Source organism: Streptomyces sp. NPDC013457, from assembly GCF_043089925.1.
Lineage (GTDB): Bacteria > Actinomycetota > Actinomycetes > Streptomycetales > Streptomycetaceae > Streptomyces.
Map to the genome: position 1 here is coordinate 350,652 of NZ_JBICBL010000008.1, position 18,242 is coordinate 368,893.

At 71.7% G+C, this 18,242-nt stretch carries 15 protein-coding genes; 6 read left to right on the forward strand and 9 right to left on the reverse strand.

Annotated features, from left to right (window positions below):
- Window positions 1–39: 39 nt before the first annotated feature.
- From ACF1G2_RS23420 to ACF1G2_RS23445, 6 genes are all read right to left on the reverse strand, one after another.
- Window positions 40–585 carry a bacterial proteasome activator family protein gene (locus ACF1G2_RS23420; RefSeq protein ID WP_352187277.1) on the reverse strand — a complete coding sequence of 182 codons (546 nt, stop codon included), beginning with the start codon at window positions 583–585 and terminating at the stop codon, window positions 40–42.
- 181 nt (window positions 586–766) lie between these two features.
- A complete protein-coding gene (locus ACF1G2_RS23425; RefSeq protein ID WP_391800099.1) occupies window positions 767–3,634 on the reverse strand; it encodes an FtsX-like permease family protein in 2,868 nt (955 codons plus the stop codon).
- Window positions 3,631–4,365, reverse strand: coding sequence for an ABC transporter ATP-binding protein (locus tag ACF1G2_RS23430; RefSeq protein WP_352187279.1), 735 nt, complete (start codon window positions 4,363–4,365; stop codon window positions 3,631–3,633). Before ACF1G2_RS23430 ends, ACF1G2_RS23425 begins: the two co-directional genes overlap by 4 nt.
- A gap of 202 nt (window positions 4,366–4,567) precedes the next feature.
- Entirely contained in the window at window positions 4,568–5,236 is a 669-nt protein-coding gene (locus ACF1G2_RS23435; protein WP_391800100.1) for a PadR family transcriptional regulator, read from the reverse strand.
- A gap of 106 nt (window positions 5,237–5,342) precedes the next feature.
- Entirely contained in the window at window positions 5,343–5,573 is a 231-nt protein-coding gene (locus ACF1G2_RS23440) for a hypothetical protein (RefSeq protein WP_391800101.1), read from the reverse strand.
- Between the two features lie 756 nt (window positions 5,574–6,329).
- The gene (locus ACF1G2_RS23445) at window positions 6,330–7,976 is read right to left on the reverse strand and encodes a protein kinase (protein WP_391800102.1); all 1,647 of its coding nucleotides are present in this window, start codon (window positions 7,974–7,976) and stop codon (window positions 6,330–6,332) included.
- A gap of 269 nt (window positions 7,977–8,245) precedes the next feature.
- On the opposite strand from ACF1G2_RS23445, the gene ACF1G2_RS23450 reads away from it, so the two are divergent.
- On the forward strand, window positions 8,246–9,835 hold the full coding sequence (locus ACF1G2_RS23450; RefSeq protein ID WP_391800103.1) for a protein kinase: 1,590 nt from the start codon (window positions 8,246–8,248) through the stop codon (window positions 9,833–9,835).
- A 73-nt stretch (window positions 9,836–9,908) separates the two neighbouring features.
- Here the strand turns inward: ACF1G2_RS23450 and ACF1G2_RS23455 are convergent, their stop codons facing one another.
- The 3 genes from ACF1G2_RS23455 to ACF1G2_RS23465 form a co-directional block, all read right to left on the reverse strand.
- Window positions 9,909–10,925, reverse strand: coding sequence for a phosphotransferase (locus ACF1G2_RS23455; protein WP_391800104.1), 1,017 nt, complete (start codon window positions 10,923–10,925; stop codon window positions 9,909–9,911).
- 15 nt (window positions 10,926–10,940) lie between these two features.
- Complete coding sequence (locus ACF1G2_RS23460; RefSeq protein WP_391800105.1) at window positions 10,941–11,357, reverse strand: pyridoxamine 5'-phosphate oxidase family protein; 417 nt, start codon at window positions 11,355–11,357, stop codon at window positions 10,941–10,943.
- Between the two features lie 123 nt (window positions 11,358–11,480).
- A complete protein-coding gene (locus ACF1G2_RS23465; protein WP_391800106.1) occupies window positions 11,481–12,140 on the reverse strand; it encodes a response regulator in 660 nt (219 codons plus the stop codon).
- 339 nt (window positions 12,141–12,479) lie between these two features.
- On the opposite strand from ACF1G2_RS23465, the gene pdhA reads away from it, so the two are divergent.
- From pdhA to ACF1G2_RS23490, 5 genes are all read left to right on the forward strand, one after another.
- Window positions 12,480–13,646, forward strand: a complete 1,167-nt coding sequence (gene pdhA / locus ACF1G2_RS23470; protein ID WP_391800107.1) for a pyruvate dehydrogenase (acetyl-transferring) E1 component subunit alpha — start codon at window positions 12,480–12,482, stop codon at window positions 13,644–13,646.
- Window positions 13,647–13,648: 2 nt separating this feature from the next.
- Window positions 13,649–14,629, forward strand: coding sequence for an alpha-ketoacid dehydrogenase subunit beta (locus ACF1G2_RS23475; protein WP_383170639.1), 981 nt, complete (start codon window positions 13,649–13,651; stop codon window positions 14,627–14,629).
- 31 nt (window positions 14,630–14,660) lie between these two features.
- Window positions 14,661–16,082, forward strand: a complete 1,422-nt coding sequence (locus ACF1G2_RS23480; RefSeq protein WP_391800227.1) for a dihydrolipoamide acetyltransferase family protein — start codon at window positions 14,661–14,663, stop codon at window positions 16,080–16,082.
- Between the two features lie 207 nt (window positions 16,083–16,289).
- Window positions 16,290–16,931: a GntR family transcriptional regulator gene (locus tag ACF1G2_RS23485; RefSeq protein WP_391800108.1), complete on the forward strand. Its 642-nt coding sequence runs from the start codon at window positions 16,290–16,292 to the stop codon at window positions 16,929–16,931.
- Window positions 16,928–18,241, forward strand: coding sequence for a nitrate/nitrite transporter (locus ACF1G2_RS23490; RefSeq protein ID WP_391800109.1), 1,314 nt, complete (start codon window positions 16,928–16,930; stop codon window positions 18,239–18,241). The genes ACF1G2_RS23485 and ACF1G2_RS23490 overlap by 4 nt, the downstream gene beginning before the upstream one ends.
- Window position 18,242: the final 1 nt, after the last annotated feature.

Consider the following 18,242-nt stretch of genomic DNA (forward strand, 5'->3'; position numbering starts at 1 on the left):
GGCACACCCCCGAGGTGTGCCGGGCCCTCTCGTACGCGCTTACAGGTACGGTCCCGAGCGGACCGCGTGCCCGTGGCCCTGGTCGTCGTCGTCCTCGTGCGACGCACCGGGCGGCAGCGCCCGGCGCATCTGCTCCAGTTGGGCGCGGGCCGCCATCTGCTGGGCGAACAGCGCCGTCTGGATGCCGTGGAAGAGGCCTTCCAGCCAGCCCACCAACTGGGCCTGCGCGATCCGCAGTTCCGCCTCGGAGGGAATCGCCTCGTCGGTGAACGGCAGGGAGAGCCGCTCCAGTTCCTCGACCAGCTCGGGCGCGAGCCCGTCCTCCAGCTCCTTCACGGAGCTGGCGTGGATGTCCTTGAGCCTGACGCGGCTGGCCTCGTCGAGAGGTGCCGCGCGTACTTCCTCCAGGAGCTGCTTGATCATGCTGCCGATGCGCATGACCTTCGCGGGCTGCTCGACCATTTCCGTCACCGGGACCTCGCGGGATTCGTCGTCACCCTGAGTGCCGCCGAGCGCCATCCCGTCCTGTCCCACGATGAGGACCTGGGGAGTCTCCTGCGACCGTTCATTCCTCGGCATCTCCATGCCGCCATTCTCTCGCACACATGCCTCACCACACGGTGTGCCCCCGGAGGAGGGTGATCCACCCTTCTCCGGGGGCACGGGACGGCAACGGTCGCCGGTCAGGTCGGGCCCGGACCCTTCGGCCCGGTCAGGTCCGCACCCGTCAGGCCGGCACCCGTCAGGCCGGCACCCGTCAGGACGGTCAGGTCGCCTCGCGGCGGGCCAGGGCCCCGCGGGAGCGGGTCACCAGGGCCGCGAGGAGCGCGGCGCCGAGCGGTACGGCGACCAGGAGCGCCGCGAGCGTCTCCCAGGGGACGACGATCGGGACGTACGGCACGTCCGCCGACGTGCTCCAGCCCTGGTCGAGGCTCTCCTGGTAGAAGCGCAGCTCCTGGCGCTCCTCGGTGAGCCGAAGGCCCATCGCCGGAAGCACACCGGCGGCCGATCCGAGGATCACGCCCATCGCTGCGACCACCCCGCACTGGAAGCCGCTGAGCGTGCGGCGGACCCGCGGGGGCGCGCCGACGGCGGACAGCGTCTTCAGGTCGGCCTCGGCGTCGGCCTGCGCGAGGCCGGTGGCGATGCCCGCGGCGCCGATGGTGACGAGGCCGGCGAAGACGGTCAGCGCCAGGAGCACGATGCTCGTGTCGCTGACGAAGCCCTCCTCCACGTAGAGCCCGGTGTCGCTGCCGATCTTGGCGAGCTCGCCGTCGAGCTTCTGGCGCTGCTCGGCGGTGGGCAGGGAGTCGGTGGAGAAGAACGAGCCGAACGGCACCGTCGGAAGGCCGGCGGCCTTCGCGGCGGCCGGGGTGAGGATCGCCCCCACGCCGTAGGCGTTCTCGCCGGTCACCAGGTGGGCGGGGAGGGTCTTGACCTCGCCGGGGACCGGCTTGCCGTCCTGCTCGGCCTGCTGCGCCTTCTTGTTGTCGGTGACCAGCTTGATGCCGATCTTCCCGGAGGCGTCGACGGGAGCCTTGACGAAGGAGACGATCTTCCCCTCCGCGAGGGCCTTCTCCGCGTCGGCGTCCTTGATGCCGAGCACCTTGAGCAGGGAGGCGTCACCGACGACGAGGCCGCCCTCGACGAAGACTCCGCCGCCCAGCTCACCGCCGCGGCTGTCCTTGCAGCGCCAGTCCTCGGCCAGCTTGCGACGCTGCTCGACGGTGAACTTCGTCGACGGGTCCTCGCCCTCCTCGAAGGTCCCCCACAGCGGGCAGTCGTTGGCCTCCGGGATGACGATCTCGAAGCGGCCGCAGCCCGCGCTGTCGCTGTACGGGGCGCAGCTCGGCTTGCCGACGAGGATGCGCTGGACATCGGCGCGGGTGTCGACGGGCACCAGGCGCTGCACGGCGTCGCGCACCGCCGGGACGTCCCGGCCGCCCTCCTCCATCACGAACGCGGAGACCGCGCCGTGCGGCAGCTTCGCCGTGTATCCGGCCTCGCCCTGGGCGTCGCGGCTGGCCGCGTAGGTGGAGACGGCGACCGTTCCGGCGACCGCGGCGAGCACGGCGGCGACGGCGGGTGCCGTGCGGCCCCGGTTGCGCACGGCGTCCCGCAGGGCGAGGCGCGGCGAGAGCGGGAGCCAGCGGCCGGTGCGGCCGAAGAGCCCGACCAGGGCGGGGGTCATGGCGACCACGCCGAGTTCGGCGATGGCGCTGCCGCCCGCGACGATCACGAACTGGTCGGAGATCACCGACCCGTAGAGGGCGATCGCACCACCCAGGAGCAGGGCTGCCAGGCCGACGAGCGGCAGTACGCGGCTGCTGCGGCGGACACCGCGACGGCCGGTGAGCGAGGCGAGAACGGTCTGGCGGGAGGCGGTGACGGCCGGGACGATCGCCGCGAGGAGGCCGGTCAGCACGGCGATCATCGCGATGCCGAACAGCTCCAGCGGGCGGATGTCGAAGGAGCCGAACCGCTGGCCCATGGCGTCTTCGAGGAGCGGGCGCAGGGCGAACGTCAGGATCAGGGCGAGGACGGTACCGACGACGGCCGAGGCGACGCCGATGACGAGGCCGCCGCTCAGCACGATGGCGCGGATGTGGTGGCGGTCGCCGCCGTTGGCGCCGACGAGTCCGAGCTGACGGCGCGAACGGCGGGCGCCCACGGCGAACGCGGGGCCGGCCAGGAGGCAGATCTCCAGCATCGCGAGGCCGACGATCGTGCCGGCGGCGGCGAGCTCGGCGGCCCGGGCGCCGGGGCTGGCCTGGAAGTCGCCCCAGCCCTCCCTCTCGTACAGCGGGACGTCGGACTTGGCGGGCGGGTCGAGGAGCACGGCCCGCGAGGTGACGGTCACGCCCTTGGTGTTGACCTTCTGGACCGCGTCCCAGCTGAAACCGCCGGGAGCCTTCACGAGGTACGTGGTGGAGATGTCGGAACCGCTCAGCCCGGCCTTCTCGGCCGCCTTGGCGTACGGGGCGAGGAAGGCGCCCGGCAGGGCGTTGACCTGGTCGGCCTTGAGGTCGTTGGGGAGCTCGTACGAGCCGACGATCCGGAACACGCGGTCGTCGCCGCGCGCCGAGAGGGTGGAGCCGATGTTCAGCCCGCTGGTCTCCAGGAAGTGCGAGGTGGCGGCGATCTCGTCGGCCTTCTGCGGGAAGCGGCCCTCCTGGAGGGTCATGATCCCGCGGGCCAAGGGGTCGTCGGCCTTCAGTTCACGGATCTCGCTCTGCAGCAGCCCGTGGCTGGTGGTGAGCTTGGCACTTCCGGTGGCGTCCGTGAGGAACGTGGCGCCGGCCGGGAAGGTCCTGGTGACGTCGGTCGGCCCGCTCGGCCAGGCCATGTCGCCGTAGTCCTTGGCCGTCGTGTTCATCTCGCCGGACGGATCCTGGAGGATCGGCACGCCTTCGACGGATGCGTCGACGAATCGGCCGTCGGCGGCGCCGATCGTCCGGGAGAGGCTCTCCTCGGTGGAGAGCTGGGAGCTGCGCAGGGTCAGATCTGCGGCGCTCACGCCCAGGATGGGCAGGGCGATCATCGCGAGGACGAGGAAGCTGCGTCCCTTGGAGCGCCAGGCGTCACGGCGGGCGATACGGATCGCGGCACGCCAGGAGTGGAGCCAGTTGTTCACCGCTCGGCCGCCTGGCCGGTCAGGAGCGAGTCGGCCTCGCTGCGCACGGTCTGGTCGACGACGGCGCCGTCCCGCAGGAAGACGACGCGGTCGGCCCAGGCGGCGAACCGCGGCTCGTGGGTGACGAGTACGCCGGCGGCCCCGGCGTCGCACCGGGCGCGCAGCAGGGCGAGGACGGACTCCCCGGTCTCGGAGTCGAGCGCGCCGGTGGGCTCGTCGGCGAGGACGAGACGCCGGTCGCCGACGAGGGCGCGGGCGATGGCGACGCGCTGCTGCTGACCGCCGGACATCTCGTCCGGGAAGCGGTCGGCGAGGTGCCCGAGGTCCATCTCCTCCAGCGCGGCCAGCGCCTCGACGCGCGCCTTGCGGGCTGAGGTGCCGTCCAGCTCGCGCGGCAGGGCGACGTTCTCGGCGGCGGTGAGGGCCGGGATGAGGTTGTAGTCCTGGAAGACGTAACCGATGCTGCGGCGGCGCAGGGCGGCGAGGGCCTTGCGGCCGGCGGTGGTGATGTCGGTGTTCTCGACGATCACCCGGCCGGAGGTGGGGGTGTCGAGGCCGCCGGCGATGGTGAGCAGGGTCGACTTGCCGGAGCCGGACGGGCCCATGACGGCGACGAGTTCACCGGGGAACACGTCGAGGTCGATGCCGCGCAGGGCGTGCACCTCGGTGGCGCCGGTGCCATGGACGCGGGTCAGGTTCTGGAGTTGCAGCACGGGCTGCGCTGTGGACATGGAGGGGTCCCCCTTGGACGTACGAACGCGGTCGGGACACACGTACGGAGCGGATGGAGAGGTGGTGCGGGACGGCGCGGGGCGCCGGGTGGGAACGGGAGGTGCGAGAGGTGAGCGAGGCGCGGAGCGCCTGGGCGGGAACGGGAGGTGCGGCGCCGTGCCGGGCCGCGGGGGTCGTCTGCGCGGGTGACTACGTGGACGACTACGTGGACCGCGAGGCGGTCGAGGGCGCGGTCGGGGACGCGGATTCGGGCAGGGAGCCCGACGTGGGCGTCCGGGCGGGCTCACCGGGCTCGGGGGGCCGTGGGTCCCCCGAGACGACGGCGGCCGTCGAGAGGCGGATCAGCCGGGCCTCGCAGTGGTCGAGCCAGCGGGCCTCGGCCTCGGTCTGGAAGATGAGCTGCTCCAGGACGAGGAGCCAGGCCACGTCGTCGCGCTCCCGGGACGCCCCGCTCTCCAGCGCGGTGAGCGCCTGGGCTTTGAGCCGGGTGTAGTCCTGCATCGCCTTCACGGTGTGGCGGCGCTGCGACTGGATGACGGCGCGGATGTCGACGCCGGGCGCTCCGACGGCCATGGCGAGCTTGATGGCGAGCTCGTCACGGGCCGGGCTGGTGCGGTCCACCGGCTTCTCGAACCAGGCCCTGAGCTCCTCGCGACCGCTGTCGGTGATCGCGTAGAGCGCGTGGCCCGCCTCGTCCTCGCCGCCTTGGGCGACCATCCCGTCCCGTTCGAGACGGTTGAGCGTCGTGTAGACCTGGCCGACGTTGAGGGGCCAGGTGGAGCCTGTGCGGGACTCGAACTCCGTACGGAGCTGCGAGCCGTAGCGTGGCCCGCGTTCGAGGAGGGCGAGAAGCCCGTGGCGGATCGACATACTCAGTATGTATACCGAGTATGCCGAGGCGGACAAGCGACCTGAGACGGAACACGGCCGTCCGTCTCAGGGAGGACACCCGGGGTCGCGGGAGGGAGCCGGGGCTTCAGCGGCGCCGCATCCTGACGCCGAGAAAACCGATACCGAGCCCCATGAGAGCCAGCCCCGCGCCCAGCGTGAGTACGGGAATCTGCCGGTCAGCGGCGGTGGTGGCGGTCCGGGAGCCGAGCCGCGGCGCCGCGGCGGGCACGCTGGCGGGCGCCGGCGAGGAGGGCGTGGCCTCCGTCTCGGGTACCGCTTCGGGGACCTCGCCCGCCTCGTCGGTCTCTTCGCCCACCGCCTCCGGCGGCTCCTCGGCTGTTGCGGTTTTGCTACGTGAGGGGTCGGCCGCCGCGTCCGTGCCGCTCGGTTCCGGGGGGCCGGGGGGCCGGCCGGGCCGTTCGCGGCCCTCCCCGGCGGGGCGGCCGGCGAGCGAGCGGGACGGGGTGGGCCCGGGAGCCTCGGAGGGCGGTGCCGGCGCGGGGCGCGACACCGCCGGGGAGGAGGGTGCGGCGCCAGGGGGCCGTCGCCCTGGAGGGCCGGACGCGCCCGGGGTGCCCGGCGGACCGCTCGTCGGGGCCGAGGCCGAGGGGGACGGAGTGGCCCACGGGGACGGCCCCTGCTTCCACTGCCTGGAGGGTCCGCCGTTCGGCGCCGTCGTCGAGGGTGCGGGGCCGGGGTGCTCGTGTCCGTACGCCATCGGTACGACGCCCACCACCAGCCAGCACGCCGCCACCGGGCCGAGCGCCCGCAGGCGAAGCGCCCGCCGAGGCGCGCCCCGCCGAAGCGCCCGCCGTCGCGGGCCGCCCGAAAGGGGTGCCCGCCGCCGTGATGCCCGCCACCGAAGTGCCCGCCACCGAAGTGCCCGCGTCCGCGCGTCGCGGAGTCCTGGAGTCACCGGGTGACCCCCCTCCCGTACCGAACCGCCGAGGTTTCCCACTCAGCGTCACATGGGGGGACATTTCCGGCATCCGGGCACCCGCGCACGGATGAAGGGCGCGACGGGACGCCGCGCCCTTCGGCCCTTGGAGGGGTGAGAGAGGGGTGAGAGGGGCTACTGCCCCGGGTTGCCCGTCGAGATCTCCAGGGTGAACTCGGCGTCGTCCTTCGACGCGTCCGCACCGGCCGGCGGGTACTGGCTGAGGACCGTGCCCTCGCCGTACGTCGCCTCGTCCACCGGGGTCTGCTTCGTGATCTTCCAGCCCGCGGCCTGGATGCAGTCCTTCACGGACTGGATGTTCTTGTACGTGAAGTCGGGGATCTCGAACTTCGACGGGTCGTCGCTCGACTCCCTCGGCTCGGTGCACTTCTTCACGTCGATGGTCTTGGTGAGGTCCGGACCCTTGTGCCCGGGCGCGGCCGACTGGCTCTGGCTGGGGTCGCCGTCCGCCTTGCCCTCCGGGTCGTCCTTGTTGAGCGAGATCGCGGTGATCACACCGCCGATCGCCAGCAGCGCGACCACGATCGACCCCACGACCACCGGCATGTTCCGCCCGGAGCCGCCCGACCCGCCCGACCCACCGGATCCGTTGTGCATGGGCGTGCTCAGCGGGGTCTGCGGCGACATCTGGTACGGCCCGGGAGTGGGCGTCTGGTACATGGGGGACGGCGGCGGGGTCTGCGCCTGCTGCGGGTATCCGTACGACGGGGCCGGCGTCGGCGGACCGTACGGACCCGGCTGCGGCGTCGGCTGGTGGTACGGCTGCTGGACACCGTGCGTCGAGGGCGGCGGCGTCTGGCCGACCGGCGGGAAGACCGCCGAGCCCACACCGGAACCGCTGCTGACGGGCCCGCCGGCCACGATCACCGGCGCTCCGGTCTGCCCCGCCGAGAGCACCCGCAGGCACTCGTCCTGCATCGCGGCCGCGCTCGGGAACCGCTCGTTCGGGTTCTTCTTCAGCGCGCGTGCGACCAGCGCGTCCATCGCCGGAGTCACCGAACGGTTGATGGACGAGGGCGCGACCGGCTCCTCCTGCACATGCGCGTACGCGATGGCCAGCGGCGAGTCCGCGTCGAACGGCAGGCGCCCCGTAAGGAGTTGGAAGAGCATGATGCCGACCGAGTACAGGTCGGAACGGGCGTCCACCGCACGGCCGAGGGCCTGTTCGGGGGAGAGGTACTGCGGCGTGCCGACGACCATGCCCGTCTGCGTCATCGAGGTGACACCGGACTGCATGGCGCGGGCGATGCCGAAGTCCATCACCTTGACGACGCCGCGCTTGGTCATCATCACGTTGCCGGGCTTGATGTCCCGGTGGACCAGGCCCATTTCGTGGCTGGTCTCCAGCGCGGCGAGGACGTCGGCGGTCACCTTCAGCGCCTTGTCCGCCGGCATCGCGCCGAACTGCTGCACGTCGGAGGCCAGGGCGGAGCCGAGCGGCTGTCCCTCGACGTACTCCATGACGATGTACGGCATGACGGCGCCGTCGAGGGTGTCCTCACCGGTGTCGAAGACCGACACGATGTTCGTGTGCGAAAGCTTGGCGACGGCCTGCGCTTCACGCCGGAACCGCTCACGGAAAGACTGTTCCCGGCCGAGTTCCGTGTGCAGCGTCTTGATGGCCACCTGACGGTCCAGGGCGCTGTCGTACGCCAGGTAGACGGAGGCCATTCCGCCTTCGCCGAGCAGGTCGCGAAGCTGGTACCGGCCGTTCGCGACCGAACCGCCCGCATAGCGGCCCTGTGCGCCGTCCTGGCTCATTCGTGCTCCCCCTACGCGCGCGTGGCGGCGCTGATCCGGAATTTCCTGGCCAAGTCTGCCCCAGGGCACCGACACGTCAAGCCGGGTGCCCGTTCCGTGACCGTCCGCGTAAGAAGCGTCTCGGAAGCGTTACACGAAAAGGCCGGAATTTGCATCGGTACACGCGAAGACGGTTGGATGGCCGGTCCACTCGGACCGTGGTGTCGGACGAAGCCTGTAGCGTGACGGCGGTACGGCACCACACGACGGACACATGACGGCGAGGACTGATGGCACCCGAATCCGAAGCAGGCGGCGGCGGCCTGTCGGGCGCTGCCGCCGAGTCCTGGGGCATCGGCGGAGTGGTCGGCGACGGCCGGTACCGCCTGACCCACCGCCTCGGGCGCGGCGGCATGGCCGAGGTGTTCGCGGCCGAGGACGTCCGCCTGGGACGCACGGTCGCGGTGAAGCTGCTCCGGTCCGACCTCGCCGAGGACCCGGTCTCCAAGGCCCGCTTCACACGCGAGGCCCAGTCGGTCGCCGGCCTCAACCACCACGCGATCGTGGCGGTGTACGACTCCGGCGAGGATGTCGTCGGCACCCAGTCCGTGCCGTACATCGTCATGGAGCTGGTCGAGGGCCGCACCATTCGTGACCTGCTGATCAGCGCCGAGGCGCCCGGTCCCGAGCAGGCCCTGATCATCGTCTCCGGTGTGCTGGAGGCGCTCGCGTACTCGCACCAGCACGGCATCGTTCACCGCGACATCAAGCCCGCGAACGTCATCATCACGCACGCCGGCGCGGTGAAGGTGATGGACTTCGGCATCGCGCGCGCCCTGCACGGCGCGCAGTCGACGATGACCCAGACCGGCATGGTCATGGGCACGCCGCAGTACCTCTCCCCCGAACAGGCTCTCGGCAAGGCCGTGGACCACCGCTCGGACCTGTACGCCACCGGCTGTCTGCTCTACGAACTCCTCGCGCTGCGGCCTCCGTTCACCGGCGAGACCCCGCTCTCGGTGGTCTACCAGCACGTCCAGGACATCCCGGTCCCGCCGTCCGACGTCGCCCAGGACGCGCCGCCGGAGCTGGACGGACTGGTGATGCGCTCGCTGGCGAAGGATCCGGACGACCGGTTCCAGAGCGCCGAGGAGATGCGTGGGCTGATCCAGTACGGCCTGCAGATGCTCCAGCAGGCGGGCGGCCACACCGGTACGTGGAACACCGGTCCGGTGGAGGTGCACGAGGGCGCGCACACGCCGGTCGGCGGTGTCGCGGCGACGGCCGCGATGGGCCACCCGATGCACCACGAGACCTCGCAGGGCCCGATCCTGCCGCCGATGAACCCGGAGGACGGCGGATACGACGGCGGGCGCGGCGGCTACGGCCAGGACGGCTACGGCTCGCACCACGGCGGGAAGAGCGGCAAGGGCGGCCGCGCCAAGGCGATGCTCTTCGTGGCGTTCGCGCTGATCGCGATCGTCGCGGGTGTCGCGTACGCCCTGGACAAGGCCGGCGACAAGGGCAACGACAAGCCCACGACGCCGGTGGTCACCGACTCCTCGTCGGCGCCGTCGGAGGAGCCGAGCCAGGAGAGCCCGCCGCCGAGCGAGGAGAGCCAGGAGCCCGACACGTCGACGGGCGGCAACCAGCAGCCCTGGACGCCGTCGTACACCCCGTCGACCACGCCGCCCACCACGCCGCAGACGACGCCGCCGACCACCCCGTCGACGAAGCCGACGGACGACGGTTCGGACGACGGCGGCTCCACGGGCGAGCCGACGGACGAGCCGACCGACCCGCCGACGGGCGACCCCACGGATCCGGCGGCCGTGCAGGGCAGCACCGGGCAGCCGACCCGCCCGGGCACCAACCCCTGACCGGCCGGCCCCACCGGGGACCGGCCGCACCACCGCCGGCACCACCAGGCCGGCCGGCCCCCTCCGGGGACGGTCAGCCCGCGAAGGCGTCACGTACCGCCTCGTACTGACGTGTCCACCACACCGCCAGGGCCGACGCCGCGGGAAACTGCGGGTCGGCCCTTCGGTCGTGGAGCTGGTAGCGCCAGCGCAGTATCCAGAAGTCGTTGAGCCGCTCCCACCACACCCGGTGCACCGCCGACGCCAGCTCGGCCCCGTCCGCGCCGGCCGCCCGCCGGTAGGCGCGCGCGTACGCACGCACCTTCTCGAGGGCCAGCTCGCCCGCCGGCTGTACGAAGAAGATGGCGGCGGCCCTGACGGCCTCCTCCGCACGGGGCTGGACCCCGAGGCGGTCCCAGTCGACGATCGCGGCGGGCTCGGCCCCCTGGTAGAGCAGGTTCAGCGGATGGAAGTCGCCGTGCACCCAGCCCGCCGCAGTGGCGGGCGGCGGCCGGCGGTGGGCGTGCTCGGCGAGCAGCCCGCGGCGTTCGAGCAGCCGGTGCTCGGCGAGCGCGTCGAAGCCGGTGCGCGGCCGGTGGGCGCGGGCCAGACGGAGCAGCTCGTCGATGACCCGGAGGGTGTCCTCGGGGCGGGCGCTCTCGTGGCCTTCGCCCGGCGGCGGGGACTCCATGACCTGCTCGAGACAGGTGTGGACGTGCCCGAGGAGCGCGCCCAGGCGCGTGCACCCGCCGGTGGAGAGCTGGGCGCCGTCGCGGTGGCGGCCGTCGACCCAGGGGTGCAGGGCGTAGCAGCGGCCGCCGATGACGGCGACCGTGCGGCCGTCGGAGTCGGCGAGCGGCGGGGCGACGGGCAGGCCGAGGGCGTGCAGGCGCTGTGTGGCGCGGTGCTGACGGCTGATGGTGTCCCGGTCGGCGGTCGGGGCGTCGAGGTGCTGCTTGAGGAAGTAGGCGCCGCGGGTGGTGCAGAGGCGGTAGCCGCGGTTGAGGAGCCCCTGGGTGACGGGTTCGCAGGAGAGCGGCTCGCCGGCCTCGCGGTAGCGGCGCAGCAGGGCGCCGACGGGCGGAGCAAGCGTTTCAGATGAGCGCGGCACTCCCCAGATGTTAGATCACGCTACGTGCTGGAGATGTCGCGCGGTGGTGTAGTCGAGCTGGTGCACGGTCACGAACTGGGGCTCGATCCGCATGTAGACCGGGTCGAAGGGCTCGCCGTCCACGACCTGCGGGGTGGGGCCGAAGGCGGCCAGCTGTTCCTCGGTGGGTTCGACGACCTCCGCGGTGCCGGTGAACTGCACGGACCAGAGGTTCTCGGCGCCGGAGTTGAAGTTGTCCGCGCCGTAGGCGACGACGCTGCCCGCGCACGCGCGGTGGTATCCGAGGCCGCGGTGCATCCGGAGCAGGACACGGCCCTCGTCCACGACGTGCCGGGCCGGGGCGACGAACGGCATGGCGCGCATGCTGGTCGCGACCCGTCCGTACGAGACGCTGCCCAGCAGTTCGATGGCGCGGATCTCCTCGGTGGACATGGCCTCCACTCTCCCGCCACCCGGCACTGTGCCGGAAGGGACGCCTGCCCCGGTTCGCCGAGGACGTAGGTCCCGAATCGGGGCCTCGGCCCCGTGCCGGGGTCTCAGCGCCGTGTCGGGGCCTCAGCGTCGTTCGGCCTGCAGCCGGGCGACGTACGCCGCGGCCTGGGACCGGCGCTCCATGCCCAGTTTCGACAGCAGGCTGGAGACGTAGTTCTTGATCGTCTTCTCCGCGAGGTGGAGCCGTTCGCCGATGGCCCGGTTGGTCAGGCCCTCGCCGATCAGGTCGAGGATCTTGCGCTCCTGCTCCGTCAGATTGGCGAGCCTCTCGTCACCCTTCGGATTGTTTCCGTCGCGTAGCCGTTCCAGAACGCGGGCGGTCGCGACCGGATCGAGCAGCGACTTTCCGGCAGCAACGTCACGAACGGCGGAAAGGAGCTCGTTTCCCCGGATGGCTTTGAGGACATAACCCGAGGCCCCGGCCATGATCGCGTCGAAGAGCGCCTCGTCGTCGGCGTACGAGGTGAGCATCAGGCACTTGACGTCCTCGTTCTGCGAACGCACCTCGCGACAGACCTCGACACCGCTGCCGTCCGGCAGCCGCACGTCGAGCACCGCCACGTCGGGGCGCGTCGCGGGGATCCTGACCAGGGCGTCCGCGGCCGTGCCGGCCTCCCCGACCACCTCGATGTCGTCCTCCACGGAGAGCAGCTCGTGGACGCCGCGCCGCACGACCTCGTGGTCGTCCAGCAGAAATACCCGGATTTTTCCATCTTCGCGCACCCGCTCAGTCTCACATATTGGCTCTTCCCGTGCCCGGGGTGCGCGGGATAACGTGCCCCGTGTTCCGGCGGCCTGCCAGGCCGTTGCCAGTGCGCTGACCAGCTACTGTTCCCACTTTTCTCGATTTACTTGGAAATCCAAGCAAAATCGCAGGTCAAATGGGGTTTCGCAGGAATGCGCGGCAGTGGGTAACGTGCCTATGACAGGGCGCTCGCCGGGGCACCTGTCACGCCTGGCCCGGCCGAGTCGCACCCACCCCGTGCGCGAGTACGGATTCAGGCGAGCCGCACTGGCCTTTCCCGGCAACCCCGGGGGCCGGACCGACGGAGGAGCACGCACGTGACCGTGGAGAGCACTGCCGCGCGCAAGACGACGCGACGCAGCAGCGGCACCAAGCGCACTGCCAGCGCGAGCGCCAAGAAGTCCCAGACTTCCGAGCCCGAGCTCGTTCAGCTGCTGACGCCCGAAGGGGAGCGCGTCCAGCACCCCGAGTACGACATCGACCTGAGCGCCGACGAGCTGCGCGGCCTCTACCGGGACATGGTCCTCACCCGCCGCTTCGACTCCGAGGCCACCGCCCTGCAGCGCCAGGGCGAGCTGGGCCTGTGGGCGTCGTTGCTCGGCCAGGAGGCCGCCCAGATCGGCTCCGGCCGCGCGCTGCGCGACGACGACTACGTCTTCCCGACCTACCGGGAGCACGGTGTCGCCTGGTGCCGCGGGGTCGACCCGACCAACCTCCTCGGCATGTTCCGCGGTGTGAACAACGGCGGGTGGGACCCCAGCACCAACAACTTCCACCTGTACACGATCGTCCTCGGCTCGCAGACCCTGCACGCCACCGGCTACGCCATGGGCATCGCCAAGGACGGCGCGGACTCCGCCGTGCTCGCGTACTTCGGCGACGGCGCCTCCAGCCAGGGCGACGTCAACGAGTCGTTCGTCTTCTCCGCGGTCTACAACGCCCCGGTCGTGTTCTTCTGCCAGAACAACCAGTGGGCGATCTCCGAGCCCATCGAGAAGCAGACCCGCGTCCCGCTCTACCAGCGCGCACAAGGCTTCGGCTTCCCCGGCGTCCGCGTCGACGGCAACGACGTCCTCGCCTGTCTCGCCGTGACCCGTTCCGCCCTGGAGCGTGCCCGTCGCGGCGAGGGCCCGACGCTCATCGAGGCGTTCACCTACCGCATGGCCGCCCACACGACCTCGGACGACCCGACCCGCTACCGCCGTGACGCCGAGCGTGAGGCGTGGGAGGCCAAGGACCCGATCCTGCGCCTCAAGGCGTACATGGAGAACGCGGGCCACGCCGACGCGGCCTTCTTCGAGGAGCTCGAGGCGGAGAGCGAGGCTCTCGGCAAGCACGTACGTGAGGTCGTCCGCGCCATGCCCGTCCCGGAGCACATGGCGATGTTCGACAACGTGTACGCGGACGGGCACGCGCTCGTCGACGAGGAGCGCGCGCAGTTCGCCGCCTACCAGGCGTCCTTCACGGGCGGAGAGGCCGAGTAACCATGGCTGTTCAGAAGCTTCCCCTGGCGAAGGCGCTCAACGAGTCGCTGCGCAAGGCCCTGGAGACCGACCCCAAGGTCGTCATCATGGGCCTGGACGTCGGCAAGCTCGGCGGTGTCTTCCGGATCACCGACGGTCTGCAGAAGGACTTCGGCGAGGACCGTGTCGTCGACACCCCGCTCGCCGAGTCCGGCATCGTCGGCACCGCGATCGGCCTCGCGCTGCGCGGCTACCGGCCGGTCGTGGAGATCCAGTTCGACGGCTTCGTCTTCCCGGCGTACGACCAGATCGTCACCCAGCTGGCGAAGATGCGGGCCCGTTCGCTCGGCACGGTCAAGATGCCGGTCGTCATCCGCATCCCGTACGGCGGTGGCATCGGCGCCGTCGAGCACCACTCCGAGTCCCCCGAGTCGCTCTTCGCGCACGTCGCGGGCCTCAAGGTCGTCACCCCGGCGAACTCCTCCGACGCCTACTGGATGCTCCAGCAGGCGATCCAGAGCGACGACCCGGTGATCTTCTTCGAGCCCAAGCGCCGCTACTGGGACAAGGGCGAGGTCGACACCGAGGCCATCCCCGGCGAGCTGCACAAGGCCCGGGTCGCCCGCGAGGGCACCGACCTCACGCTCGTCGCGTACGGCCCGATGGTGAAGACCTGCCTGGAGGCCGCCGCGGCCGCCGCCGAGGAGGGCAAGTCGGTCGAGGTCGTGGACCTGCGCTCGATCTCCCCGCTCGACTTCGACACCATCCAGGCCTCGGTCGAGAAGACCCGCCGTCTGGTCGTGGTCCACGAGGCCCCGGTCTTCTTCGGCTCCGGTGCGGAGATCGCCGCCCGTATCACCGAGCGCTGCTTCTACCACCTGGAGGCCCCCGTCCTGCGGGTCGGCGGCTACCACGCGCCGTATCCGCCGGCGCGCCTGGAGGAGGAGTACCTGCCGGGTCTGGACCGCGTGCTCGACGCCGTCGACCGCTCGCTGGCGTACTGAGGAGAGCACCGTGACGATCCGCGAATTCAAGATGCCCGACGTGGGCGAGGGCCTCACCGAGGCCGAGATCCTCAAGTGGTACGTCCAGCCCGGTGACACGGTCACCGACGGTCAGGTCGTGTGCGAGGTCGAGACGGCGAAGGCGGCCGTCGAGCTGCCGATCCCGTTCGACGGCACGGTCCACGACCTGCTCTTCCCCGAGGGCACGACGGTCGACGTCGGCCAGGTGATCATCTCGGTGAACGTGGGCGGGGAGGCTCCGGCGGCCGAGGCCCCGGTCGCCCAGGCGCCCGTGGAGGCTCCGTCCCCCGCTCCCGCCGCCGGGACGCCGGCCGAGGAGGGCGAGCCGCAGGGCCGTCAGCCCGTCCTGGTCGGCTACGGCGTGGCCGCGAGCTCGACCAAGCGCCGTGCCCGCAAGGGTGCGGGCGTCCCCGCGCAGGGCGCCTCCGCGCAGGCCGCGCCCGCCCAGGCCGCCGCCGCGATCCAGGGCGAGCTCAACGGCCACGGCGGCGCCACCGCGACCGCCACCCGTCCGCTGGCGAAGCCTCCGGTACGGAAGCTGGCCAAGGACCTCGGAGTCGACCTGACGACGGTCGTCCCGACCGGTCCGGACGGGATCATCACCCGCGAGGACGTCCACGCGGCCGCCGCCCCGGCGCCGGCCGCCGTCGAGGCCCCCACGCCCGCGGCTGCCGCCCAGGCTCCGGCTGCGGCGCCCGCCGCAGCGCCCGCGGCCGCGGTGTCCACGGACGCCCGTGAGACGCGTGTCCCGATCAAGGGCGTACGGAAGGCCACGGCGGCCGCGATGGTCGGCTCGGCCTTCACCGCGCCGCACGTCACCGAGTTCGTCACCTTCGACATCACGCGCACGATGAAGCTGGTCGACGAGCTCAAGGCCGACAAGGACATGGCGGGCCTGCGGGTCAACCCCCTGCTCCTCATCGCCAAGGCCGTCCTGGTCGCCGTCCGGCGCAACCCGGAGATCAACGCGGCCTGGGACGAGGCGAACCAGGAGATCGTGCTCAAGCACTACGTCAACCTGGGCATCGCCGCGGCCACCCCGCGCGGTCTGATCGTGCCGAACATCAAGGACGCGCACGCCCAGACCCTGCCGGAGCTGTCGACGTCCCTGAGCGAGCTGGTCGCCACCGCCCGCGAGGGCAAGACGACCCCGGCCGCGATGCAGGGCGGCACGTTCACCATCACCAACGTGGGCGTCTTCGGCGTCGACACCGGTACGCCCATCCTGAACCCCGGCGAGTCCGCGATCCTCGCGGTCGGTGCGATCAAGCTCCAGCCGTGGGTCCACAAGGGCAAGGTGAAGCCGCGTCAGGTCACCACCCTGGCCCTGTCGTTCGACCACCGTCTGGTGGACGGCGAGCTGGGCTCGAAGTTCCTGGCGGACGTGGCGGCGATCCTGGAGCAGCCCAAGCGCCTGATGACCTGGTCCTGAACCAGCGGGCCCGGTGCCGGGCCCGGAACCAGGCCCGGCACTGACCCGGTGCCCGAGTTGCGCTGTTTCACGTGAAACGGACCCGGCCGGGGGCAAACGCCCCCGGCCGGGTCCGTTTTCCGGGTCTGTCCCCCAGCTCCCCTCAGGGGCCGTCCGCATCGCGGACAGGGCCGACTGATGCACCCCTGTTGTATCTAAGCTGTGCGCATGGCATCCGCACCCCCAGCAGCCGACCGCGTCTACATGCACGTGAAGCAGGCTGTCCTCGACCGCCGTTACGAGGGCGGCACGCTGCTCACCGAGGGCGAACTCGCCCTGGCCGTCGGGGTGTCCCGGACCCCCGTGCGCGAGGCCCTGCTGAAGCTGGAGATGGAAGGGCTGCTCAAGCTCTACCCGAAGAAGGGAGCCCTCGTCCTCGCCGTCTCCGCGCAGGAGATCGCCGATGTCGTCGAGACCCGGCTGCTCGTCGAGGAGTTCGCCGTCCGCCGCGCCGTTCCCGCCTCTCCCGCGCTCGTCGAGCGGCTCGAAGAGCTCCTGGAGGAGCAGAAGCGGCACGCCGAGGTCGGGGACCTCGCGGAGGTCGCCGTCACCGACCGCTGCTTCCACGCCGAGATCGTCAAGTACGCCGGCAACCAGATCCTCGCCCGCCTCTACGACCAGCTGCGCGACCGTCAGCTGCGGATGGGCGTCGCCGTCATGCAGTCCCAGCCCGACCGGATCGCCAAGAACATCACCGAGCACGCCGAGATCCTGGAGCGCATCAGGGCCGGTGACGTCGAGGGCGCGGCGAGCTGCGTCCGTCAGCACCTGAGCTGGGTCAAGGTCCTGGTCCGGGGTGAGGACAGGTGAGCCGCGACGGGTTCGGATCAGCCGTCACCCTCCCCGGTGACCCGCCCGGAGGCCGGCGCGCCGCCCTCGTCTGGGGCGTCGGCGTCGCCGTCTACTTCGTCGCCGTCATCTTCCGTACATCCCTGGGCGTCGCCGGACTCGACGCCGCCGACCGCTTCGACGTCAACGCCTCGGCCCTCTCCACCTTCTCCATACTCCAGCTGCTGGTCTACGCCGGGATGCAGATACCGGTCGGGCTCATGGTCGACCGGCTCGGCACCAAGAAGGTGCTGACCATCGGCGTCGTGCTCTTCACGATCGGCCAGCTCGGCTTCGCGCTCGCCCCCTCGTACGGCATGGCGCTCGCCGCCCGCGCGCTGCTCGGCTGTGGCGACGCGATGACCTTCATCAGCGTGCTGCGCCTGGGCACCCGGTGGTTCCCCGCCCGGCGCGGCCCCCTCATCGGCCAGGTCGCCGCGCTCTTCGGCATGGCGGGCAACCTGGTCTCCACCATCGTCATCGCCCGCGCCCTGCACGGCATGGGCTGGACGACCACCTTCGTCGGCAGCTCACTCGCCGGCGTCCTCGTGCTCGTCCTGCTGCTGCTCTTCCTCAAGGACCACCCGAAGGGCCACGAGCCGCCGCCCGCCGCGCACGCGGGCGCCGTGTTCGTCCGCCGGCAGATCGCAGAGTCCTGGCGGGAGCCCGGCACCCGGCTCGGCATGTGGGTGCACTTCACGACCCAGTTCCCCGCGATGGTGTTCCTGCTGCTGTGGGGGCTGCCGTTCCTCGTCGAGGCCCAGGGGCTCTCCCGGGGCGTCGCGGGCGAGCTGCTGACCCTGGTCGTGCTCTCCAACATGGTGGTGGGGCTCGCGTACGGGCAGATCATCGCCCGGCACCACGCGGCCAGGGCCCCGCTCGCCCTCGGCACGGTCGCGGCGACGGCACTGCTGTGGGCCGCCACCCTCGCGTACCCCGGCGACCACGCCCCGATGTGGCTGCTGATCACCCTCTGCGCGGTCCTCGGGACCTGCGGCCCCGCCTCGATGATCGGCTTCGACTTCGCCCGCCCCGCCAACCCGCCGGAGCGTCAGGGAACGGCCTCGGGGATCGTCAACATGGGTGGTTTCACGGCCTCGATGACGACCCTGCTCGCGGTCGGCATCCTGCTCGACGCCACCGGCGACGACTACCGGATCGCCTTCTCGTCCGTGTTCGTCCTGGAGACGCTGGGCGTCGTGCAGATCCTGCGCCTGAAGTCCCGAACGGCCCGCCGGGAGAAGGAACGCCTCGTCGCGAGCCGCGTCGAGACGGTCCACGTGCCGGCGTGAC

Coding starts and splice junctions, on each gene's coding strand:
- ACF1G2_RS23420 (WP_352187277.1), bottom strand. CDS start 585: ATGGAGATGCCGAGGAATGAACGGTCGCAGGAGACTCCCCAGGTCCTC.
- ACF1G2_RS23430 (WP_352187279.1), bottom strand. CDS start 4,365: ATGTCCACAGCGCAGCCCGTGCTGCAACTCCAGAACCTGACCCGCGTC.
- ACF1G2_RS23435 (WP_391800100.1), bottom strand. CDS start 5,236: ATGTCGATCCGCCACGGGCTTCTCGCCCTCCTCGAACGCGGGCCACGC.
- ACF1G2_RS23445 (WP_391800102.1), bottom strand. CDS start 7,976: ATGAGCCAGGACGGCGCACAGGGCCGCTATGCGGGCGGTTCGGTCGCG.
- ACF1G2_RS23450 (WP_391800103.1), top strand. CDS start 8,246: ATGGCACCCGAATCCGAAGCAGGCGGCGGCGGCCTGTCGGGCGCTGCC.
- ACF1G2_RS23460 (WP_391800105.1), bottom strand. CDS start 11,357: ATGTCCACCGAGGAGATCCGCGCCATCGAACTGCTGGGCAGCGTCTCG.
- ACF1G2_RS23475 (WP_383170639.1), top strand. CDS start 13,649: ATGGCTGTTCAGAAGCTTCCCCTGGCGAAGGCGCTCAACGAGTCGCTG.
- ACF1G2_RS23480 (WP_391800227.1), top strand. CDS start 14,661: ATGCCCGACGTGGGCGAGGGCCTCACCGAGGCCGAGATCCTCAAGTGG.
- ACF1G2_RS23485 (WP_391800108.1), top strand. CDS start 16,290: ATGGCATCCGCACCCCCAGCAGCCGACCGCGTCTACATGCACGTGAAG.